At 74.2% G+C, this 21049-nt stretch carries 19 protein-coding genes; 6 read left to right on the top strand and 13 right to left on the bottom strand.

Annotated elements, in window-relative coordinates; all coding sequences use genetic code 11:
• Positions 1–10: 10 nt before the first annotated feature.
• Positions 11–1210 (bottom strand): CapA family protein, encoded by a 1200-nt coding sequence (locus ABZO31_RS30060; protein WP_406864469.1) that lies wholly within the window; start codon positions 1208–1210, stop codon positions 11–13.
• A gap of 323 nt (positions 1211–1533) precedes the next feature.
• On the opposite strand from ABZO31_RS30060, the gene ABZO31_RS30055 reads away from it, so the two are divergent.
• The 3 genes from ABZO31_RS30055 (at position 1534) to ABZO31_RS30045 (ending at position 3294) form a co-directional block, all read left to right on the top strand.
• Positions 1534–2097, top strand: coding sequence for a sigma-70 family RNA polymerase sigma factor (locus tag ABZO31_RS30055; RefSeq protein ID WP_406864468.1), 564 nt, complete (start codon positions 1534–1536; stop codon positions 2095–2097).
• A 7-nt stretch (positions 2098–2104) separates the two neighbouring features.
• Positions 2105–2527, top strand: a complete 423-nt coding sequence (locus ABZO31_RS30050) for a PaaI family thioesterase (protein ID WP_406864467.1) — start codon at positions 2105–2107, stop codon at positions 2525–2527.
• 200 nt (positions 2528–2727) lie between these two features.
• Positions 2728–3294, top strand: a complete 567-nt coding sequence (locus ABZO31_RS30045; protein WP_406864466.1) for a hypothetical protein — start codon at positions 2728–2730, stop codon at positions 3292–3294.
• Positions 3295–3314: 20 nt separating this feature from the next.
• On the opposite strand, the gene ABZO31_RS30040 is transcribed toward ABZO31_RS30045, so the two are convergent.
• The 4 genes from ABZO31_RS30040 to ABZO31_RS30025 all read right to left on the bottom strand — a co-directional run bounded on the left by ABZO31_RS30040 (position 3315) and on the right by ABZO31_RS30025 (position 7491).
• Positions 3315–4520 carry a sensor histidine kinase gene (locus tag ABZO31_RS30040; protein WP_406864465.1) on the bottom strand — a complete coding sequence of 402 codons (1206 nt, stop codon included), beginning with the start codon at positions 4518–4520 and terminating at the stop codon, positions 3315–3317.
• Positions 4517–6259, bottom strand: coding sequence for a cation acetate symporter (locus ABZO31_RS30035; protein WP_406864464.1), 1743 nt, complete (start codon positions 6257–6259; stop codon positions 4517–4519). Before ABZO31_RS30035 ends, ABZO31_RS30040 begins: the two co-directional genes overlap by 4 nt.
• A gap of 22 nt (positions 6260–6281) precedes the next feature.
• On the bottom strand, positions 6282–6635 hold the full coding sequence (locus ABZO31_RS30030; RefSeq protein WP_406865527.1) for a hypothetical protein: 354 nt from the start codon (positions 6633–6635) through the stop codon (positions 6282–6284).
• Between the two features lie 112 nt (positions 6636–6747).
• Entirely contained in the window at positions 6748–7491 is a 744-nt protein-coding gene (locus ABZO31_RS30025) for a LytR/AlgR family response regulator transcription factor (RefSeq protein ID WP_406864463.1), read from the bottom strand.
• A 66-nt stretch (positions 7492–7557) separates the two neighbouring features.
• Here ABZO31_RS30025 and ABZO31_RS30020 point away from each other — a divergent pair, with 66 nt between their 5' ends.
• The gene (locus tag ABZO31_RS30020; protein WP_406864462.1) at positions 7558–8196 is read left to right on the top strand and encodes a zf-HC2 domain-containing protein; all 639 of its coding nucleotides are present in this window, start codon (positions 7558–7560) and stop codon (positions 8194–8196) included.
• A gap of 209 nt (positions 8197–8405) precedes the next feature.
• Here the strand turns inward: ABZO31_RS30020 and ABZO31_RS30015 are convergent, their stop codons facing one another.
• The 4 genes from ABZO31_RS30015 to ABZO31_RS30000 form a co-directional block, all read right to left on the bottom strand.
• Entirely contained in the window at positions 8406–9266 is an 861-nt protein-coding gene (locus ABZO31_RS30015; protein ID WP_406864461.1) for an Fpg/Nei family DNA glycosylase, read from the bottom strand.
• Between the two features lie 37 nt (positions 9267–9303).
• Positions 9304–10653 carry a wax ester/triacylglycerol synthase family O-acyltransferase gene (locus tag ABZO31_RS30010; protein ID WP_406864460.1) on the bottom strand — a complete coding sequence of 450 codons (1350 nt, stop codon included), beginning with the start codon at positions 10651–10653 and terminating at the stop codon, positions 9304–9306.
• An 87-nt stretch (positions 10654–10740) separates the two neighbouring features.
• Positions 10741–12837: a SpoIIE family protein phosphatase gene (locus tag ABZO31_RS30005; protein ID WP_406864459.1), complete on the bottom strand. Its 2097-nt coding sequence runs from the start codon at positions 12835–12837 to the stop codon at positions 10741–10743.
• A gap of 87 nt (positions 12838–12924) precedes the next feature.
• Positions 12925–13968, bottom strand: a complete 1044-nt coding sequence (locus tag ABZO31_RS30000; protein ID WP_406864458.1) for a DUF6777 domain-containing protein — start codon at positions 13966–13968, stop codon at positions 12925–12927.
• 111 nt (positions 13969–14079) lie between these two features.
• Here ABZO31_RS30000 and ABZO31_RS29995 point away from each other — a divergent pair, with 111 nt between their 5' ends.
• Positions 14080–15504, top strand: a complete 1425-nt coding sequence (locus ABZO31_RS29995) for a lipase maturation factor family protein (protein WP_406864457.1) — start codon at positions 14080–14082, stop codon at positions 15502–15504.
• A gap of 111 nt (positions 15505–15615) precedes the next feature.
• On the opposite strand, the gene ABZO31_RS29990 is transcribed toward ABZO31_RS29995, so the two are convergent.
• The 3 genes from ABZO31_RS29990 to ABZO31_RS29980 form a co-directional block, all read right to left on the bottom strand.
• Complete coding sequence (locus tag ABZO31_RS29990; RefSeq protein WP_406864456.1) at positions 15616–15789, bottom strand: hypothetical protein; 174 nt, start codon at positions 15787–15789, stop codon at positions 15616–15618.
• 270 nt (positions 15790–16059) lie between these two features.
• Positions 16060–17535, bottom strand: coding sequence for an SDR family NAD(P)-dependent oxidoreductase (locus ABZO31_RS29985; protein WP_406864455.1), 1476 nt, complete (start codon positions 17533–17535; stop codon positions 16060–16062).
• Between the two features lie 61 nt (positions 17536–17596).
• A complete protein-coding gene (locus ABZO31_RS29980; RefSeq protein ID WP_406864454.1) occupies positions 17597–18292 on the bottom strand; it encodes a (2Fe-2S)-binding protein in 696 nt (231 codons plus the stop codon).
• Positions 18293–18658: 366 nt separating this feature from the next.
• On the opposite strand from ABZO31_RS29980, the gene ABZO31_RS29975 reads away from it, so the two are divergent.
• Positions 18659–19663, top strand: coding sequence for a DMT family transporter (locus ABZO31_RS29975; RefSeq protein ID WP_406864453.1), 1005 nt, complete (start codon positions 18659–18661; stop codon positions 19661–19663).
• Here ABZO31_RS29975 and ABZO31_RS29970 read toward each other — a convergent pair.
• The gene (locus ABZO31_RS29970) at positions 19544–20863 is read right to left on the bottom strand and encodes a transglycosylase family protein (protein WP_406864452.1); all 1320 of its coding nucleotides are present in this window, start codon (positions 20861–20863) and stop codon (positions 19544–19546) included. The two genes, ABZO31_RS29975 and ABZO31_RS29970, sit on opposite strands and share 120 nt — an antisense overlap.
• Between the last annotated feature and the right edge of the window lie 186 nt (positions 20864–21049).

Below are 21049 nucleotides of genomic sequence, written 5' to 3'. Positions count from 1 at the left end.
CCGGACGGCCCTACTGGCCCATCGTCAGGCCGTCCTTCGCCGCGCCCCGGGAGAGGGCGACCTCGCGGATCCGGTCGCGGACGGCGGTGAGCGGGGCGCCGTCCTCGATGGCGGTGTTCAGGTTGACGACCCGGCCGGCCCCGGTGTCGAACCACAGCGGCACGAACTCGGCCCGGCCGACCTCCCAGCGTCCGCCGGGCGTCTTCGGCGGGGCGAAGGTGAACCGGGCGAGGGTGCTCTGGTTGCCGCGCGGGTCGTGCGCGCCGGAGTGGTTGACCATGTCGCCGGCGATCTGGTCACCCATCCCGTACACGATCCAGGTGCCGTTGACCTTCTCGTACGCCTGCGGGACATGGGCGTGGGTGCCGATGATCAGGTCGATGTCGGGCCGGCCGCCGGTACGGGAGGCGGTGAGCGCGCGGCCGAGGGCGAGCTGCCGCGCGTCGGGCGCCGTCTGCCACTCCGAGCCCCAGTGCGGGGAGACCACGACGATGTCGGCGCCGGCCTTGCGGGCGGCACGCGCGTCGGCGACGATCCGCCGCTCGTCGAGCAGGTTCACCGCCCAGGGCTGCCCCTGCGGGAGCGGGTAGCCGTTGGTGTCGTAGGTGTACGCGAGATGGGCGACGGTGGCGGAGCCGGCCTTCAGCAGGGTCGGCCGGGCGGCCTCCTCGGCGGTGCGGGCGGAGCCGGCGTGCTTCACGCCCGCCTTGTCGAGGGCGGCGAGGGTACGGGCGATCCCGGCGGCGCCGTCGTCGAGGGTGTGGTTGGAGGCGGTGGAGCAGCCGTCGTAGCCGGTGGCCTTCAGGGCGGCGGCGACCTCGGGCGGGGACTTGAAGGCGGGGTAGCCGGTGTAGGGGCCGCCCGGTTCGCCGTACACGGTCTCCATGTGGCACAGCGCCAGGCCTGCGCGGGAGACGACGGGCTCGACGCCGGCGAGCATGGGCCGGAAGTCGTGGCCGGCGCCGCGGGCGTCGGCGGCCGCCCGGCGGATGATCGAGTCGTGCGGCAGGACGTCGCCGGAGGCGACCAGGGTGAAGCCGGTCTCGGCCGAGGCGCCGCCGGCGGCGGCCGAGGGCACGCTCGGGCGCTCGGTGTCCTGCCGCTGGGGCGGGGCGGACCGCGGCGGGCGGTCGGCGGTGGCGCAGCCGGCGGCTGCGGTGAGGAGCAGGGCGGCGACGGCGACCGCCCCGGGTCGGGTGCGCTGGGACATCGTGCGGGCTCCGTGGGCTCGACGGTGACGGTGACCGTTCCGGTACGACAATCCGATGTTCGGTCCGGTGATCAAGCTCCGCACGGGAATTTCGGGCAGTCAAGGGTCAAGGCCGCACAGGCCGCGAAACACACCGGAACGGACCCAACGCCTCCGGTTGACCGTTCATCGCACCATTCGTCGCTCGGTGCGACCGCTCGGCGCAGACCGTTGTGCACCGCCTGTCGCTTCTCGTCGGGATGCGTTCGGATACGGCGCGGAACGACGAGCCGCCGCGATGGGCGTCCCCCCGGCCGAAGGCTGGGGGAGGAAGAGGTGTGAGCATGACGACGACGGCGACGACCGACGAACGGGCCCTGGAAGCGTTGCAGCGCGAGCACGGCGCCGCCCTGCACAGCTTTCTGCTGAACCTGACCTACGGAGACCGGCAGCGGGCCGAGGACCTGGTGCAGGAGACCCTGGTCCGGGCCTGGCTCCACCCCGAGGCATTCCACGGCCCCTACGAGTCGATGCGGCCGTGGCTGTTCACCGTGGCCCGCCGGCTCGCCATCGACGCCCGCCGCTCCCGGATGGCCCGGCCCACGGAGATCGGCGACGACCTCCTCGCGGCCACCCCCGACCCGGCCGACGCCACCGAGTCCGCCGTCGCCGCGCTCGACGTGCGCGCCGCCGTCCGCGGACTCAGCCCCGAACACCGCGCGGTCCTGGAGCGGATCTACTTCCACGGACTCACCGTCAAGGAGGCCGCGGACGACCTCGGCATCCCGGCCGGCACCGTCAAGTCCCGCTCGCACTACGCGCTGCGCACCCTCAGCGGCTGCCTGCCCGGCTACAGCCGGCCCCGCCGCCACGCCCTTTCCAGCCCGGCCGCGGGCACCCCACAATGATCGGGTGATGACAGAGCAACCGCTGACACTCGCCGCCGCGCGGCAGGTCCTCGCCGACAACTTCGCGCCCTGGGTACTGGATCTCGGCCTGTCGGTGGTCTCCACCGGCGCGGGCGAGGCGGTGCTGCGGCTCCCCTGGTCCGACAAGCTCGCCCGGGAGGGCGGCGGCCTCTCCGGCCAGGCGCTGATGGCGGCCGCGGACACCGCGACCGTGATCGCGGTGTCGGCGGCCCGCGGCGGCTTCGTCCCGATGACGACCGTGCAGCAGTCGATCAGCTTCCAGCGCGCGGTGCTCGGGTCCGACGTCCTCGTCCGGGCCCGGCTCACCAAGGACGGCCGGCGGATGGCCTTCGCCGACATCACCATGACGGCGGAGGGGACCGACGCGCCGGCCGCGCACGCGACCGCCGTGTACGCGCTCCTCGGCTGAAGCGGGGCGAACGGTCACCGCCGCCAGGCGGTCTCCCCCGCCCCGGACGTCCCGCGTGTCCGCGCTGTCCCACCGGTTTCGCACCGGCGGGAGAACGTATCCGAAACCACACACGCGAGTTGAGTAAAGAGCGACCCGCGCGCGTCTCCTTCGGTAGAGGCTCGTCGCTGAGGTTCCGCATCGAAGACGTCCGGGAGAAGGTGGGAGCGTTGCTGCCCGACAGCACCGACGGCCACGGCAGGGGCGGCGGGGGCGACACCGTCGTCCCCATGGCCTGGCTGTGCGCCGAGTACACGGCCGACGAACTGCTGCGCGCGGGCCGCCTGGTGGAGCCCGGCTCGCTGGAGCACCGGGCCGGCCGGCAGGCACTCGCGCTGACCATCCACCTGTGCGACGGCGCGGGCTCCGGCGTGCTGTCCGCGGCCCGGCTCGACGAGTGGCTGAGCCGTACCTCGCACGACCATCCCTGGCCGGACTGGGTCCACGAGCGGCTCGCCGAGCGAAGCGAGATGGGGGTTCCCCCGGCCGAAGGCCGGGGGAGGGCCGCACGGTCCTCCGTCGGGACGGACCCCGATCTGGCACTGGCCCGCAAGACCTGGCGGCAGCTGGAGGCCACCCGGATCCTCGCGGCCGACCTCCGCGGGCTCTCCGCCTCCGCCGGCCTCGGCACACTGGGCATGTACGAGGTGGACGAGTCGGCGCAGACCTGGGTACCTGCCTGGCAACTCGGGCTGCCCCTCGGCCACTTGGCCCTGCACCTGTACTGAACCAGGCGCAGGACTCCGTACTACTGCAGCTGCCCCGGGTGGACGCCCGCCCGGTACTTCGGCAGCCGCACGGTGATCTTCATCCCCGCGCCCACCCCGGTCTCGATGACCAGCCCGTACGCGTCCCCGTACACCTGGCGCAGCCGCTCGTCCACGTTGCACAGGCCGACCCCGGACGAGGGGCGCTCCCCCGCGAGGATGCCGCGCAGCACCGCCGGGTCCATGCCGACGCCGTCGTCCTCGATGGTCACCACGGCCTCGGCCCCCTCGTCGCGGGCCGCGATGGTGACCCGGCGGACGCCCCGGGTGTCCTCCAGGCCGTGCTTGACGGCGTTCTCCACCAGCGGCTGCAGGCACAGGAACGGCAGCGCCACCGGCAGCACTTCGGGGGCGATCTGCAGGGTCACCTTGAGCCGGTCGCCGAACCGGGCCCCGGCCAGCGCCAGGTACTGCTCGATCGACTGCAGTTCGTCGGCGAGCCGGGTGAACTCGCCGTGCCGGCGGAACGAGTAGCGGGTGAAGTCGGCGAACTCCAGAAGCAGTTCGCGGGCCCGCTCCGGGTCGGTACGGACGAACGAGGCGATCGCGGCGAGCGAGTTGAAGATGAAGTGCGGGGAGATCTGGGCGCGCAGGGCGCGGATCTCCGCCTCGATCAGCCGGGTGCGCGAACGGTCGAGCTCGGCGAGCTCCAGCTGCACCGAGACCCAGCGGGCGACCTCCGTGGCGGCCCGCACGAGCACCGCCGACTCCTGCGCGCCGTAGGCGACCAGCGTGCCGAGGACCCCCTCCTCCCCGGTCAGCGGGGCGATCACCGTCCAGCGCAGGGGGCAGGCGTCGTCCGCGCAGCCGGAGGGCGCGCTGTGGCTGCGGCCGGTGTCGAGGACGGCCGCGACCTGGTCCCCCACGTGCTGCCGGTGGTGGTCGCCGCCGGGCCCGTCCCAGGCGAGCACCGAGCTGCGGTCGGTGAGACACAGCGCCTCGGTGCCGAGCAGCGAGCGCAGCCGGCCGACGGCCTTGCGGGCGGTCTCCTCGGTGAGCCCGGCACGCAGCGGCGGCGCGGCCAGCGAGGCGGTGTGCAGGGTGTGGAAGGTGGCCCGCTCCACGGGGGTGCCGAGGTCGAGGCCGTCGCGGTCGCCGCGCCGGCCGGAGATCCGGCCGGCCGCGTAGCCGACGGCCAGCAGCAGCACACCGGCGACGGCGAGGGCCGCGTACCCGATCCCGCTCACGGCTCGACCCTCTCCGCGCGCTCGTGCGCGGGCCGGTCCAGCAGGTCCTCCGGGAGGTGCAGGCGGGCCAGGATCGCCGGGGTGCCCGGCGGGATCCGGTGCGGGGTGGCCAGCGAGACCAGGATCATGGTGAGGAAGCCGAGCGGCACCGACCAGACCGCGGGCCAGGCCATCAGCGTGTGCGGCCAGCCCTCCGGGGCGAGCCCGGCACGGGTCGCCATCACGGCGGTGAGCGCCGAGCCGCCGCCGGCCAGGAGTCCGGCCACGGCGCCCGGCGGGGTGAGCCGGCGCCACCAGATCCCGAGCACGAGCAGCGGGCAGAAGGAGGACGCCGACACGGCGAACGCCAGGCCGACCGCGTCCGCGACGGGCACCTTGCTGGCGAGCACGCTCGCGGTCAGCGGGACCGCCATGGCGAGCACGGTCGCGAGCCTGAAGTGGCGCACCCCGCGGGACGGCAGCACGTCCTGCGTGACCACCCCGGCGACGGACATCGTCAGGCCGGAGGCGGTCGACAGGAACGCGGCGAACGCCCCGCCCGCGAGCAGCGCGCCGAGCAGGTCCCCGGCCAACCCGCCGATCATCCGCTCGGGCAGGACGAGCACCGCCGCGTCGGCGGCCCCGGTGAGCGCCAGGTCGGGCGCGTAGACCCGGCCGAGCGCCCCGTACACCGGCGGCAGCAGGTAGAACGCGCCGACGAGGCCGAGCACGACGAGCGTGGTGCGCCGGGCGGCCCGGCCGTGCGGGCTGGTGTAGAAGCGGACGGCGACGTGCGGCAGGCCCATGGTGCCGAGGAAGGTCGCGAGGATCAGCCCGTACGTGGCGTACAGCTGGTGGCCGTCGCGGTCGCCGGCCAGCGGCTGCGACCAGCCGAGGGGATCGTCGCCGGTCGCCGTCCGCTCCGGGACGGCGGCGCCCTCCGGGAAGGTCAGGGTGGTGCCGGACTCGATGCGGTGCGCGCCCGGCTCCAGGGTGGTGCGGCCGCCGTCGTACGCCGTGCCGTCGACGTGTCCGGCGACCTCGAGCGTCAGCGGCTCCTCGACCTCGATGCGCACGGTGTCGCCGAACCGCACGGCGGTGTGCTCGCGGAACACGGCGGGCGCGTCGAAGCGGGCCCGCGGGGCGTCGTCGCCGGCCCACGCGGCGGCCAGGAACAGCGCCGGCACCAGCAGGGCGGTCAGCTTCAGCCAGTACTGGAACGCCTGCACGAAGGTGATGCTGCGCATCCCGCCCGCGGCGACGATGACGGTGACGACCAGCCCGACGACCAGACCGCCCACCCAGTCCGGCGCGCCGGTGAGGATCTCCAGGGTGAGGCCCGCGCCCTGCAGCTGCGGCAGCAGATAGAGCCAGCCGATGCCGACGACGAACAGGCTGGCGAGCCGGCGCAGCTGCGGGGACTCCAGGCGGGCGTCGGCGAAGTCGGAGAGCGTGTACGCGCCGGAGCGGCGCAGCGGGGCGGCGACGAGGACGAGCAGGACGAGATAGCCGGCCGTGTAGCCGACCGGGTACCAGAGCATGTCCGGGCCCTGGAGCAGGACCAGGCCGGCGATGCCGAGGAACGAGGCGGCGGAGAGGTACTCACCGCTGATCGCGGCGGCGTTGAGGCCCGGTTTGACGGTGCGGGAGGCCACGTAGAAGTCGGAGGTGGTGCGGGAGATACGCAGGCCCAGGCCGCCGATGAGCACGGTGGCGAGGGTGACGACGGTGACGGCGACCACCGCGTAGGTCTGGTTCACGTCTTCACGCCTTCACGTCTCGTCATGTCTCGACGAGGCCGGTGAAGTCGCGCTCGTTGCGCTCCGCCCGGCGGACGTACCAGTGGGCCGTCCCCCAGATCACCGGGTACACGCCGACGCCGAGCGCCGCCCAGACCACGCCCTCCGGGGCGGGCAGCGCGAGCAGCAGCGGCAGCGAGCCGACCAGCAGGACCAGGGCGGACAGCGCGGTGAGCGCGGCCCGCAGCTGGCTGCGCATCAGGGAGCGGACGTAGGTGTGCCCGATGGTGGTCTGCTCGTTGATCTCCGACCGCGCGGGCGGATGCCCCGGGGGCCGGCGCGCGGCGCGCGGCACTCCGGTGACGATCTCGCGACGGGGCTGGGGATCGGGCACCAGCGGAGTCTACGCAGCGGTCTCCGGCCCCGGGTAGGGGCCGTGACCGGACTGTTTCCGCCGGTCAGCCGGGGCGGTACGGCCGCACTCGGCCGGTGTGGTGGCGGGCCGCGGCTCAGCCGCGGACGTGGCGCATCAGCAGCTCCCGCAGCTGCCGGGCGTGGCGGCGGCTGACGGCGAGCTCGGCGGTCCCCACGCGGACGGTGGTCGCGCCGCCGTCCATGCGGAGCTCGTCGATCCGGTCGAGGGCGACGAGATGGCTGCGGTGGATGCGGACGAAGCCGCGCGCGGCCCACCGCTCCTCCAGGGTGGACAGCGGGATGCGGACGAGGTGGCTGCCGTCGGCGGTGTGCAGCCGGGCGTAGTCGCCCTGGGCCTCGACGTACGCGATGTCGCCGATGGGGACGAAGCGGGTGACGCCACCGAGTTCCACGGGGATCTGGTCGGACGGCGCGCCCGGCGCGGCGGCGTGCACCTGCTCGCGGACCCGCCGGATCGCCTCCGCGAGCCGTTCGCCGCGGACCGGCTTGAGCACGTAGTCCACCGCCTCCAGGTCGAAGGCCTGGACGGCGAAGCCCTCGTGGGCGGTGACGAAGACGACCAGCGGCGGGCGGGCGAAGCCGGCGAGCAGCCGGGCCACGTCGAGGCCGGTGAGCCCGGCCATGTGGATGTCGAGGAAGACGACGTCGATGGCGTCCTCGCCGTCCGGCCCCGCCTCCAGCGCCCGGCCGATCCGCCGCAGCGCCTCGGTCGCGTCGGTGGCCCCTTCGGCGCTGCGCACCCGGGGATCGGAACGCAGCAGGTAGAGCAGTTCCGCGAGGGCGGGTTCCTCGTCGTCGACGGCCAGTACGCGCAGCATGGTGTCGGAGTCTAAGCGGCGCTCCTGTCGTTGAGCACGGGGGCGGTGCGCTGCGTATTCCTCGGTGTGACCAGGGGTAGCGAAGGGAACGGGACGGGCTCGGAGGGCCACCGGGACGTGGCGGCGTACGCGCTGGGAGCGCTGGAGCCGCTGGACGCGCTGCGCTGCGCGGAGCATCTGGAGCGCTGCCCGGACTGCGCGCGGGAGCACGTACAGTTCGCCGCGCTCGCGGCGGCGCTCGCGGAGCTGATACCGCCGGCGGAGCCCGCGCGGGTCCCGGGCCCCGTCCCCGACCGGACCCCTGGCCGCGCGGCGGGACGGCGCAGACGCTGGGCGGCGCGGGCCGTGGCCTGGCCGTCCGTCGCGGCGGTGCTGGTCGTGGCGGTGCTCCTCGGGGACGAGGCGCCCGAGGCCGTACGGTTCTCCGCGACCGACCGGACCACCGGCGTCACGGCGTCCGCCGCGCTGACGGACCGGGACTGGGGCGCGGCGGTCGGGCTGCGGGTGGCGGGGCTGCGGGGCGGCCGGGTCTGCACCCTGTACGCGGTGGACGGCGGCGGCCGCGAGTACCCGCTGCTCACGTGGCGGGCGGAGGGCGTCGAGACCCCGCTCATCGAGACCGGGGCCCCGATGCATCCCGCGGAGATCGCCCACCTGACGGTCCGCGACGAGACCGGCACCCAACTCGCCGACCTGCACCGCTGAGCGAGGGCGGGGGCGGGGGCGAGGGCGGGATCAGGCGGCTTGCCCGGGTCGGCCGAGTACACCACGCCGAGTCCCGAGCGCTGGACAGCCGGGCGAAGCCGAACCCGGTGGAGACGCGGACGCTTCCCGGCGGCGTGATCCTGACCAGGTACGAGACGAGGCGCTGACCGGCTGCGGTCTCGGGTGGGGCGCCTTCCGGGCCGCAGGAACTACTTGAGAAGCCGGGAAAGCCTTCTGTCGGCGAGGGGCTTGCCGCCCGTCTGGCAGGTGGGGCAGTACTGCAGGGACGAGTCGGCGAAGGACACCTCGCGGATGGTGTCGCCGCAGACCGGGCAGGGCTCGCCGGTGCGGCCGTGGACCCGCAGTCCGCTCTTCTTCTCGGCCTTCAGGCGGCCCGCCGCGAGGCCGTGCGAGCGGGCGACGGCCTCCGTGAGGGTGGCGCGCATCGCCTCGTACAGCGCGGCCGTCTCCTCGGCCGTGAGGTTCTGGGTGGGCTTGAACGGTGACATCTTCGCCGCGTGCAGGATCTCGTCGCTGTACGCGTTGCCGATCCCGGCGATCAGGCTCTGGTCCCGCAGGGCGCCCTTGATCTGCCGGCGCTCGCCCTCCAGCAGGGCGGTGAAGGCGGCGAGGTCGAAGCCGTCGGCGAGTGGGTCGGGCCCGAGCCGGGCGACGCCGGGGACGTCGGCGGGCTCGCGGACCAGATGGACCGCGAGCCGTTTCTGCGTGCCCGCCTCGGTGAGGTCGAAGCCGTCCCCGCCGGTGAGCGCGACCCGCAGCGCCAGCGGCCCCTTGCCGGGCTTGGGCGCGCCGGAGGGCAGGACGTCCTTCCAGTGCAGCCAGCCCGCCCGGGCGAGGTGGATCAGCAGGTGCAGCCCGCCGGCCTCGATGTCGAGGAACTTGCCGTGCCGTGCGACCCCGGTGACCTCGGCCCCCTCGACGGCGCCGAGGGGCGGGTCGTACGTCTTGAGCACACTGATCGCGGCGGGCAGCACGCGCGCGATCTCCTTGCCCACCAGGTGGGCGTCGAGGAACTCGCGCAGCGCTTCGACCTCGGGCAGTTCCGGCATGCCTCCACCCTGCCGTACCGGCGGCGCCGCCGCCCCCTCATTCGCCGGCGAGCGCGTCGAGCTCCGCCGCGAGGCCGTCCGCCAGCGCGTCCAGGTCGGGCACCGCCTTGCCGTCCGCGACCAGGCCGACGTGGACCTGCCCGGCGTACGGGGACATGGCGACGGCCAGGGCCTGGCCGCGGGCCAGCGGTGCCATCGGGAACAGGGCCCGCAGCGGCGCGCCGCCGAGGGAGAGCGCCGAGCGGGGCAGCGGGACGTTGGTGACCAGGAGGTCGAACAGCATGCGGGCCGCGCCGGAGGCGAGTGGTGCGCCGAAGCGGTGCGCCAGCGGCGGCAGCTGGTCGGCGAGCACGGCGACCGCTCCGGCGCCGCGCAGCGGTCCGGCGGCCTTGTTGCGGTCCATGGCGGTGCGCACGGCCGCGAGCCGGGCCCGGGCGTCGGGCTCGGTGACCGGCAGGGCGAGCAGGTAGGCGGAGAGCCGGTTGCCGGAGTCCGGGGGCGCGCCGGGCCGCCGCCGGGAGACGGGGACCAGGGCGCGCGGGTCGGCGGCGGGGAGCGGTTCGCCGCGGCCGTCGAGCCAGCGGCGCAGCGCCCCGGCGGTGATGGCGAGCAGCACGTCGTTGGCGGTGCCGCCGCTGACGCGGCGCACGGCGTGCACCCGGTCCAGGTCGAGAACGGCGGTGGCGACCGCGCGGGTGCCGCTGGACGCGGCGGACAGGGCGGGCGTGCCGCGCGGGTCGAGCCGGCTGGCGCGGACCACGGAGGCGCCGACGCCGACGGCCCGGCCGAGTTCCTCGATCCGGTTGCGGGCGGTGGTGGCGAGCTGCCCGGGGCCGGGCAGCCAGGACCGGGGCGGTACGGACCGCAGCCGCCGGCCGGTCGCCGTGCGTGTGGTCCGGGCGGCGGCGATCTCGTCGAAGATCCCGGCCCCGATGGCGACCGCGCGCATGCCGTCGGCGAGCGCGTGGTGCAGCTTGACGAGGACCGCGAAGGCCCCGTCGGGCCCGCCGGTGAGCAGGTACATCTCCCACGGCGGCCGGCCGCGCTCCAGCGGCCGTTCCATCAGCTCGCCGGCCAGCCGCGCAGTCTCGGCGCGGAAGTCCGCACCGGGCAGCGCGATGCGGTGGACGTGCCGGCGGACGTCGAAACCGGGGTCGTCCCGCCAGGCCAGGCCGCCGACGGGGAGCAGGACGTCGCGCACCCGCATCCGCAGCCGCGGGATCGCGGCGGCGCGGCGGGAGAGGAGCTGGAGCAGGGCGGTGTCGTCGGGCGCGGCGTCGCCGTCGGCGGGGCCGAAGTGGGCGAGGGCGCCCAGATGCATGGGGTGGTCGGTGGTCTCGAGGTGCCAGAACGCCAGATCAAGAGGTGCCAGAAGCTCGTTGCTCAACGATTCCTCATGTCCTCGGAGGGCTGCGGAATCCGAAGTCAACCCGCTTCGGTCGGTTACGGTCAAGTACGGTCATTTCACTCACTGTTAACGCGAGTCGTCGTCCACGAGAAACTCGCACCACACACATTTGCCGCTTCCGCGTGATTCGACGCCCCAGACGTCGGAGATCTGGTCGACGAGCAGCAGCCCGCGCCCCGACACCCCCGACTCCCCCGCGTCCCTCCGCCGCGGCAGTGCGCTGGAACGGTCCTCGACCTCCACCCGCAGCCGCCGGTCGGACCCGGCGAGCATCCGCAGGGTGACGATCGCCCCGCCGTCGGTGTGCATCAGCGCGTTGGTGGTCAGCTCGTCCGCGACCAGCTCGATCTCGTCCGCGCGCGAGCCCGCGCCCCAGGACCGGACCGCGGCGCGGATCATGTGCCGGGCCGAGCGCAGCGCCTCCGCGTCGCCCTGGCCGACGTGCTGCTGGAGCCGGCCGCCGGCCTTCGGGAAGTACGCGCCCCGGCGGCGCAGCAGCAGGATCGCCACGTCGTCGTCGCCGCCGCGCCCGTCGACGACCTCGCACAGGTGGTCGGCGAGCTGCTGGAGGTCCCGGGGGCCGCTGCGCACCAGCTCGGACAGCCACTGCAGCCCGTCGTCGAGGTCCGCGCCGGGCTGTTCGACCAGGCCGTCGGTATAGAGCAGCAGGGTCTGCCCGGGGTCGAGTTCGAGCGCGGTGACCGGGTAGTCGAGCCGGCCGAACTCGGCGGACAGGCCGAGGGGCAGCCCGCCCTGCACGGGAATCCGGCGCGGCACCCCGTCCGTCTCCTGCAGCATCGGGTCGACGTGCCCGGCCCGGACGATCTGGACCACCCCGGTCGTCAGGTCCGCCTCCGCGTAGGTGCAGGTGGCGAACCGGTCGGTGTCCAGCTCGTGCAGGAAGACCGAGGCGCGGGCCATCACGGTCGCCGGGGTGTGGCCCTCTGCGGCGTACGCCCGCAGCACGATCCGCAGCTGGCCCATGACGGCCGCCGCGTGCGTGTCGTGGCCCTGGACGTCGCCGATCACGGCGCCGACCCGGCCGCCGGGCAGCGGGATGACGTCGTACCAGTCGCCGCCGATGTCACGGCCGAGCCGGGCGGAGCGGTACCGGACGGCTATCTGCGCGCCCGGCACGTCCGGGATCCGGCGCGGCAGCATCGCCTGCTGCAGCCCCTCGGCGAGGTCGTGCTCCTGCTCGTACAGCATGGCCCGCTGCAGGCTCTGCGCGATGCTGCTGCCGAGGGCGACCAGCAGGTTGCGCTCGTCGTCGGTGAAGCCGGTCTTGTCGCTGTACAGGAGTCCGAGCGCGCCGATCGGGCGGGCCTGGGCGATCAGCGGGAGGTAGGCGGCCGCGGTGATCCCGAAGCCGTCGATGTGCGGCCACAGGATCGGGTACGACTCCGCGAAGTCCTGCGCGGACTCGATGAACCGGGGTGTCAGCGTCCGGATGACCTCGCTCATCGGGTACTGCTCGTCCACCCGGGTGAACCGGGTGCCGGGCACGAACGCGCCGTCCGGCCCCTCGGCCACCAGATGGATCCGGCCCGATTCGAGCAGCCCCATGACGAGGCTGGTCGCACCGAAGTACTCCAGGCCCTGGGCGTCGTTCAGGATGTCGATGATGTCCTGCACGGTCCGGGCGTGGGCCAGCGCGGCCGTGGTGCCCTCGACGACGCTGGTGCGGTGACGCCGCCCCTCGTCCACGACGATCCGGGCGGCGGACTCGGTGAGCTCGCTGGAGGCGTCGCGGACGATGCCGAGGATCCGGCTCGGCCGGCCGGTCTCGTCGCGCCGGATGATCCCCTGGGTGTGGGTCCATTGCAGGCTGCCGTCGCGGCGGCGGAGCCGGAAGTACGCGCCGTAGTCGTCGCTGCCGTTCTTCAGCGCGTACGAGACCAGGGCGTCGAGCCGCCGGCCCTCGTCGGACGGGACGCGCACACCGAGGGTCTCCGGGTTGCCGTCGTACTCGTCGCTGCGCAGGTCGAACACGGCGAGGGCCGCGTCGTCCATGACCATCGTGCCGGCGTCGAGGTCCCAGTCGAAGCTGCCCATCCGGAACGCGGCCCCGTACGCCGCCATGAAGCAGGACGCCGCGCCCCCGGTGCGGCCGTCGCGGCAGTGCCGGTCGGCCTCACCCGCTCCCCCGTTGCCCGCGCTCATGGGCCCACGCTAGGCGCAGCCCACGGCGCGCGCACGACGGAGCGCGGCGCGCGGTGGGGAGAGCGCGGGACGGTGTGCATGACGGCCTCAGCCCTCGAAGGTCTCCGGGAGCCCGGGCGGGACCGTGCCGTCGTCCGGCCCCTCGGGGACGGTCGGGAGCACGTCCTCGGGGACGCCGGGCGGCGCGTCGGGCGGTACGGGGACGTCGGAGGTCTCGGGGGTGTCGGGGGTGTCGGGGGTGTCGGGGAGCGGCGCGCTCGGCGTGGCCGGGCTCGGCGGCGGGCTGGTGGTGTCCTGCGACGCCTCGGGCCGCGGCTCGGGCGGTACGGGCACGAGCGCGCAGTCGGCGGGGTCGCAGGGCGGCACGACGGTGGGCTCCCGGTCCTGGTCGCCGTCGGTGCCGGTCCGCCGCTCGATCCAGGTGTCGTTCTCGACGTCGACGATGACCAGGCTGGTGATCACCGTCGTGGTCGGCTGGACGACCACGACCCGGTCGGGGTGGTACGCGGGCCAGGGCTTGCCGGTGTGCTTCGCGCCCGGCGTGCGCAGTGGGGAGCGCAGCGGGTTGCCGCAGGCGCAGCGGACGCGCGGAGTGCCGTACCGGTCGACGAGGACGGCGGTGCCGGCCTGGAGGACGGACTGGAAGGAGGTGGGCGCCCCGGCGCGGTAGCCGTGGTTGGTGACGCGGGTGTCGGCGCGCAGGACCACGGGGGTGAGCTCACGCAGCCAGTCCGCGAGGTTGTCCTCGTTGATCCCGGCGCCCTCGGCGAAGGCGCGGGCCCGGGCGGGCTCGTCGGTCAGGAAGGAGACCTGCCGCTCGACGTCACAGCTGGACTCGGAGCGGGTACCGCCGTACAGGCCGGGGGTGGAGCCGGTGATCTCGTGCAGCACCTGCGCGGAGGCGGTCGGCGAGGGCTCGGGGGTGCCCGGGGGCGGGGCCGGGACGGCGGAGGCGGTGGACGGGGTGAAGGGGTCGGGGCCTTCGTCGGCGACGGGCTGGAGCAGGACGTCCCGGGTGTCCGCCGCGGCCGGCTGGTCCGTGACGCGGGCCGTCGCGCAGCCGCCGATCAGTGCCGCGGAGGAGAGTACGGCGAGGACGACGGATCGGGGTCGGCGTATCGATGCGCGCACGTAGGTCTCCAGCCTCTTGCCCGGATGTGCTCCCTCCCTGTCTCCCCCATGGCCGATCGCGCCGCAAGCGGGGTGAGGCGCTCGGGCGGCGCGCGGCCGATACTGGAGGCGATGGAGTGGTTCACCGCACCGGACTACTGGCTGAGCCGGATCGTCTTCCAGCGCGGCCTCGCCGTCCTCTACTTCGTGGCGTTCCTGGCGGCCGCCCTCCAGTTCCGGGCGCTGATCGGCGAGCGCGGGATGCTGCCGGTGCCGGAGTTCCTGCGCCGGACACCGGCGCGCGCCACCCCGACCCTGTTCCGGCTGCGCTACTCGGACCGGCTGTTCGCCGCCGTCGCCTGGGGCGGCGCGGCGGTCGCGCTGGCGCTGGCGGCGGGCGCCGGTGACGCGGTGCCGCTCACGGCGTCGATGCTGCTGTGGGCCGTGTTGTGGGTGTTGTACCTGTCGATCGTGAACGTCGGCCAGACCTGGTACTCCTTCGGCTGGGAATCGCTGCTCCTGGAGACCGGCTTCCTCGCGGTCTTCCTCGGCAACGACGACGTCGGCCCGCCGGTCCTGGTGCTGTTCCTGCTGCGCTGGCTGCTGTTCCGGGTGGAGTTCGGGGCCGGGCTGATCAAGATCCGCGGCGACACCTGCTGGCGGAACCTGACCTGCCTGTACTACCACCACGAGACCCAGCCGATGCCGGGCCCGCTGAGCTGGTTCTTCCACCACCTGCCGCGGCCGCTGCACCGCGTGGAGGCCGGGGCCAACCACGTCGTGCAGCTGCTCGTGCCGGTGCTGCTGTTCACCCCGCAGCCGGTGGCGACGGTCGGGGCCGGGCTGATGGTGGCGACGCAGCTGTGGCTGGTCCTGTCCGGCAACTTCGCCTGGCTGAACTGGCTGACCATCGTGCTCGCCCTGTCCGCGATGGACGGCTCGCTGCTCGCCGGGGACGGCCATGTCCAGCCGCAGGCCCCGGTCTGGTACGCGGTGGTCGTCTGCGCCGTCACCGCGTTCGTCCTGGTGCGCAGCTACCGGCCGGCGCGGAACCTGCTGTCCCGGCGGCAGGCGATGAACCGCTCCTACGACCCGTTCCACCTGGTCAACACGTACGGGGCGTTCGGCACGGTGGGCCGGCTGCGGCAGGAGATCGTGGTCGAGGGCACGGACGAGCCGGTGCCGCACGAGGGCACGGTGTGGCGGGAGTACGAGTTCAGGGGCAAGCCCACCGGCGTACGTCGGGTGCCGCGCCAGTTCGCCCCGTACCATCTGCGGCTCGACTGGCTGATGTGGTTCGCGGCGCTCTCCCCCGCCTACGCCGAGGGCTGGTTCGGCGGCTTCGTCGAGCGGCTGCTCGTCAACGACCGCGACACACTGCGGCTGCTGCGCCACAACCCGTTCCCGGACGCGCCGCCGACGCATGTCCGGGCACGGCTGTATCTGTACCGGTACACGACGTGGCGGGAGCTGCGGGCGACGGGCGCGTGGTGGCACCGGACGTACGTGCGCGAGTTCCTGCCGGCGTCCCGGCTGCGCACTCCGGCGGACCGCTGACACTCCCGCTCCCCGGCGGACCGCTGACACCCTCGTGCACGGACCCGTGGACGGACCCGTGCCCCCGGCCGTCGGGCGGCCGGGGGCACGGGGCGAAGCGACAGGTAGGACTCAGTCGATGCCGGGCAGGATGTGGGGCTCCGCGAGGTCGTCCTCGTAGCCGGCCAGTCGGATCGGGGCCGCGTGGGCCCAGACCTCGAGGCTGCCCAGTTCGCCGGACCGGTGCGGCCGGTCCGTGGGCCGATCGACGGGTCGTTCTTCCTGCTGCGTCAGTTCTGGTGTCACCGCGCACTCCTCTGTGTCGCGTTAGGTAAGGACATGGGCCGTCGGTCGCGGTGGCGCCGTGTTGCGGGCGGGACCGCGGCCTCGATGCGGGCCAGTCCCCAGGCCGGCTTCGGGGGTTTTGTGAAGCCCCGTCGGCAGACCGTGGACATCAGACTAACCAAATGAGCGCGCCCGCGCTCGATGGCGCCCAGAAATGTGACGCATTCCGGACACGGCGAGCGCGGGCGGTGGTTCGGACACGGTGCGTGACCGTGTCGCCCGGGCGTGTGGTCACCACTTGGCGGGCGCGTAGTCCTTCATGAAGACGCCGTACAGGTCCTCGCCGTGCTCGCCGCGCACGACCGGGTCGTAGACGCGGGCCGCGCCGTCGACCAGGTCGAGCGGGGCGTGGAAGCCCTCCTCGGCGAGCCGCAGCTTGTCGTAGTGCGGGCGCTCGTCGGTGATCCAGCCGGTGTCGACGGAGGTCATGAGGATGCCGTCGGTCTGGAACATCTCCTGGGCGCTGGTCCGCGTCACCATGTTCATGGCCGCCTTGGCCGCGTTGGTGTTGGGGTGCCCGGCGCCCTTGTAGCCGCGGCTGAACACGCCCTCCATGGCGGAGACGTTGACGACGTACGCACGGCCGCTGCGGGCCTTGCGCGCGGCCTCGGCCATCATCGGGCGGAGCTTGCTGATGAGGACGAACGGCGCGGTGTAGTTGCAGAGCTGGGTCTCGAGCAGCTCCACCGGGGAGATCTGGTCGATGGTCTGCACCCAGGTGTTGGAGTCGACGACGTCGGGCACCAGGCCGCCGGCGTCGATGGCGGTGCCGTCGAGGTGCCGGGCGACGCTGGCGTTGCCGGCGACGAGGGCGAGGTCGGCGACCTTCTGGGCGTCGAGGCCGCTGGTGCCGAGGGGCAGCGCGGCGATCCCGTCGACGGCTCCGGAGCCGAAGGCGCCGATGACGTGGTGGGCGGGCAGCTCGCCGGCGGGCAGCGGGGCGCTCTCGCCCTCGACCAGGGCGGCGTACGCGGACGGCAGCCGGCGCACGGTCTGGGTCGCGTTGTTGATCAGGATGTCCAGCGGACCGGCCTCGGCGACCTGGTCGGCGAGGGCCACGGCCTGGCCCGGGTCGCGCAGGTCGATGCCGACGACCTCCAGGCGGTCGATCCAGTCCGCGCAGTCCTCCATCGCCTTGAAGCGGCGGATGGCGTCCTTGGGGAAGCGGGTGGTGATCGTGGTGTGCGCGCCGTCGCGGAGCAGTCGCAGCGCGATGTACATGCCGATCTTGGCGCGGCCGCCGGTGAGCAGGGCGCGCTTGCCCGTGAGGTCGGCGCGGGCGTCGCGCCGGAACCGGTTCTCGGCGGCGCAGCGCGCGCAGAGCTGGTGGTAGAAGTAGTCGACCTCGACGTACCGGTCCTTGCAGACGTAGCAGGAACGCGGACGCTGGAGTATGCCCGCGATCCGGCCGGCCTCGGTGACGGAGGAGGGCAGGATGCCCTCGGTCTCGTCGTCGATCCGCTGCGCGGAGCCGGTCGCGGTGGCCTCGGTGACCGCCTTGTCGTGGGCGGTCTTGGCGGCCCGGCGCTCCTGGCGGCGGCGCTGCTTCACGGTCCGGTAGACACCGGCGGTGGCGCGCCGGACGGCGATGGCGTCCGGGTGGTCGACGTCCAGCTCGTCGAGCTCGTCGAGCACGCTCAGGCAGACGGCCAGGCGTTCGGGGTCGATGCCCGGCCCGTAGTCCTGGGATTCCTCAGTCACCGTCATGGCCTTCGTGTTCCTCGATCGCTCGTTGCTGTGGCCCGTTCGGACCCACGAAAGAAAAACTTTACGGAGCGGACGGCCCTGTCTCCAAACCCGTTCCGGGCATGCGATCGAAGACACAGTCGCCGCACAGGCCGCCGCCGGGGCAGCGGTAGTAGAGACAGCAGGTGGTGCGCCGCAGGGCGGGGCCCTGTACGGTCCCCGCCAGCTCGGGCTCCCGCAGCAGCCCCGCCACGAGTTCCCCGGCCCGGCGGCCGGCCCCGGGCGAGACGCGCACGAGCTGCCGGAGCGCCCCGGCGAGCGCCGAGCCGGCGTTGCCCCACAGCAGCCGGGGCGCGACGCGGCCGTCGCGCCGGAGGGTGTCGTGGAGCGGTACGAGATGCCGGTCGACGACGACCAGCCGGAGCGACGCGACGGTGGCGGGCAGGAACTCCTGCCCGGCCCACCACAGGTCGTCGGGCGCGCCCAGGGCCCCGTCCCAGTACAGCTCGTCGGGGCGCAGGGACGGGACGGTGCCGTCCAGGGCGGCGCAGCCGAGGGCCACGGACCACAGCCGGGCCGCGAGCCCGAGCTGCGCGGTGGACGCGGCGACCCGCCGCTCGGAGGTCCGCAGCGAGGCGGCGACCCGGTCCACCCGGGCGGTGAGCGGCGCGACGGAGCCCCCGTACAGCTCCCCGAGGGGGCGGTGGGCGCCGGCGGGCGGCGCGGAGCGCGCCAGCGCGAAGAAGCCGCCGAGGGCGGAGGAGCTCACCTCGGACACGGCTCGCCTTTCGGTTCGGGGCAGGGGCAGGGGCAGGGGCAGGGGCAGGGGCAGGGGCAGGGGCAGGGGCAGGGGCAGGGGCTTGAGATGATCGCACGACGGGGCGGAGCGGGGCTGCGCGGGCGGCCGGCCGGCCCCTCGTAGTGTGTGCGCAGCAGCCCCCGGCGGTGGCATCGCCGGGGGCTGCTCCCACGTGCAGCGCCGGGTGGGGACGCCCACAATGGGAGGGTCTCGGTCCGGTGTCGGACACCTGGGCGCGGGACCGCACACCGTCCCCGGGTGTAGTCCCGTACTCCTACGGCAGTACGCGTCATCGCGTGCTCAGGGTGGACGACGTGAACGTCTCTCGGAGAGATCGTTGACGACATGAGCCCCCTCCTCCTGGCCGTGCTCCTCTCACTGGTCTCCGCCGTCGCCTACGCGGCCGCGGCGATCGTGCAGGAGCGGGTCGCCGCCTCGTCCCCCGGCCATGTGTACGCCCCGCTGCGCAGCACCGCGTGGTGGGGATCGGTGGCCCTGAACTGCCTGGGCGGCCTGCTGCACGTCGCGGCGCTGGCGTACGGGCCGCTCAGCATCGTCCAGCCGCTCGGCGCGCTGACCATCGTCTTCGCGCTGCCGATGGCGGCGCTGTTCGTCGGCCGGCGGGCAGGACGGACCGCCTGGCGGGGCGCGCTCATGGCCACCGTCGGTCTCGCCGGGCTGCTGAGCCTCACCGGCGGGGCGGACTCCGCGGCCCCGGTCGGTACCGAGCGGCTGCTGCTCGCGGCGGTCGCCGCCGGGGTCGTCGGCGCGCTGGTCGTCGGCTCCGCGCGGATGCGCCGGCCCGTCGCACGGGGCGTGGTGGTGGCCGCCGCGGCGGGCGTCTCCTTCGGGCTGGCCTCGGTGTTCACCAAGACCGTCGCGGAGGAGTGGACGGCGGACGCGCCGCTGGCCGAGTGGCCCGCGCTGCTGGCCACCGCCGGGTTCGCGGTGGCCGGTCTGCTGCTCTCCCAGGCCGCGTACCACCACGGCGGGCTGGCCGCGCCGCTGGCGACCGTGACCGTGGTCAACCCGGTGGTCGCCGCGGTCATCGGGCTCACCCTGTTCGGCGAGACGTTCCGGTACGGCGTGGTCGGCACGACGCTGGCCGTGCTGGCCGGGGCGGTGGCGGCGGCCGGGCTCGTCCTGCTCACCCTGGCCCGGACGGCGGACGACCTGGTCCCTGACCGGGCGGGGGCGGAGGCCGTGTCGGAGGTCAGGCGGGAGGGCGCGTCAGAGGGAGACGCCGCCCCGGCGGAGATAGGCGAGCGGGTCGATGTCGGAGCCGTAGCCGGGGCCCGTGCGGACCTCGAAGTGCAGGTGCGGTCCCGAACTGTTGCCGGTCGATCCTGAGCGGGCGATGCGCTGGCCTGCGCCGACCCGCTGGCCGTCGCGCACGTTCAGGGCGGAGAGGTGCGCGTACTGGCTGTAGCGGCCGTCGTCGTGCCGGATCACGATCTGGTACCCGTAGGCGCCGGCCCACCCGGCGGAGACGACCTTGCCGTGCGCCACGGCCCTCACGGAGGTGCCGGTGGGGACGGGGAAGTCCACGCCGGTGTGGTAGCCGCTGGACCAGGCGGAGCCGGCCTTGCCGTAGGCCGTCCCGGGGCGTGCGCTGACGGGAGCGTGGAGGGTGCCGGTGCGGGAGGAGGGGTTCGACGCCGGGCGGGCCTTGGGGGCCTGTTGGCGCGGGGTCTCGGCCTTCGGCTTGGGCTTGGTCTGGGGCTTGGCCGGGGGTTTGGTCTCGGGTGCGGGCTGAGGCTTGGGCTGCGCCTTGGGCTTGGACTCGGCCTGCGGCGGCCGGCCGGCGGGCGGGGCGGTGGCCGGAGGCGGGGCGGTGCGCAGATTCAGCCGCTGCCCGGGAAAGATCAGATCGGGATCGTCGCCGACGACGCGCCGATTGGCCTCGTACAGCCCCTCCCAGCCGCCCTGGACCCGCTCCTCGCGGGCGATGCGGGACAGGGAGTCGCCGGGCTCGACGGTGTACATCTTCCGGACGGTCGGCACGGTGGTCGGGCTGACCTCCGGCGGAGTCTGCCGGGCCCGTGGTGTCTTCGTCTGCTGCGTCGTCGTCTGCCGAGTCCTCGCCTGCTGCGCCTTCGGCTGCTGCGGCGGCGCGGCCTGCGGCTTGCGGCCGTTCGGGGTGGTGCCCGGCGTGATGTCCGGCGCGTCCCCGCCGCGGGTGAGCCCGGCCCGTACCGAGCAGGCCGGCCAGGCGCCGGGGCCCTGACCCTCGAGCACCTTCTCGGCGACGGCGATCTGCTGGTCGCGGGTGGCCAGATCGGCGCGCGGGGCATAGCGGGTACCGCCGTACGCCTCCCAGGTCGACTGGCTGAACTGGAGCCCGCCGAAGTAGCCGTTGCCGGTGTTGATGCGCCAGTTGTTGGAGGACTCGCAGGCCGCGACCTTCTCCCAGACGTCGACCGAGGCGGCGTGGGCGTCGCCCGCGCCGATCAGCGGCAGCGCCATTCCGGCGCCGCCGGCGGTGACGGTGAGCGAGGCTCGGTTGATCCGGCTCGGCTGGTACCGGCGGTGTCGTCCGCGTACGGCCATGGGCCCCCCTTGAGCGCAGCAGCAGCGGCCCAAGGTAGGGGCTGGGAACAGGCCATGACAAGAGCGCGCACGGAACCCCAAATACCGCTTGTGCGCCCGGGACTGACGGAACGACGCATTTCAGCCAAGGGGCGCGAGGTCCCGGTCGGGGGCGACCGAGTTGCGCCGCGCCCCACAACGACAAGG

This window comes from Streptomyces solicamelliae (assembly GCF_045348655.1).
Taxonomy (GTDB): Bacteria; Actinomycetota; Actinomycetes; order Streptomycetales; family Streptomycetaceae; genus Streptomyces; species Streptomyces solicamelliae.
This window is presented reverse-complemented; position numbering and strand designations above follow the sequence as displayed.

Bases quoted from the DNA above. Each gene is read 5' to 3' on its own strand.
- ABZO31_RS30060 (WP_406864469.1), bottom strand. From the start codon at position 1,210: ATGTCCCAGCGCACCCGACCCGGGGCGGTCGCCGTCGCCGCCCTGCTC.
- ABZO31_RS30055 (WP_406864468.1), top strand. From the start codon at position 1,534: ATGACGACGACGGCGACGACCGACGAACGGGCCCTGGAAGCGTTGCAG.
- ABZO31_RS30050 (WP_406864467.1), top strand. From the start codon at position 2,105: ATGACAGAGCAACCGCTGACACTCGCCGCCGCGCGGCAGGTCCTCGCC.
- ABZO31_RS30025 (WP_406864463.1), bottom strand. From the start codon at position 7,491: ATGCTGCGCGTACTGGCCGTCGACGACGAGGAACCCGCCCTCGCGGAA.
- ABZO31_RS30015 (WP_406864461.1), bottom strand. From the start codon at position 9,266: ATGCCGGAACTGCCCGAGGTCGAAGCGCTGCGCGAGTTCCTCGACGCC.
- ABZO31_RS30005 (WP_406864459.1), bottom strand. From the start codon at position 12,837: ATGAGCGCGGGCAACGGGGGAGCGGGTGAGGCCGACCGGCACTGCCGC.
- ABZO31_RS29995 (WP_406864457.1), top strand. From the start codon at position 14,080: ATGGAGTGGTTCACCGCACCGGACTACTGGCTGAGCCGGATCGTCTTC.
- ABZO31_RS29985 (WP_406864455.1), bottom strand. From the start codon at position 17,535: ATGACGGTGACTGAGGAATCCCAGGACTACGGGCCGGGCATCGACCCC.
- ABZO31_RS29975 (WP_406864453.1), top strand. From the start codon at position 18,659: ATGAGCCCCCTCCTCCTGGCCGTGCTCCTCTCACTGGTCTCCGCCGTC.
- ABZO31_RS29970 (WP_406864452.1), bottom strand. From the start codon at position 20,863: ATGGCCGTACGCGGACGACACCGCCGGTACCAGCCGAGCCGGATCAAC.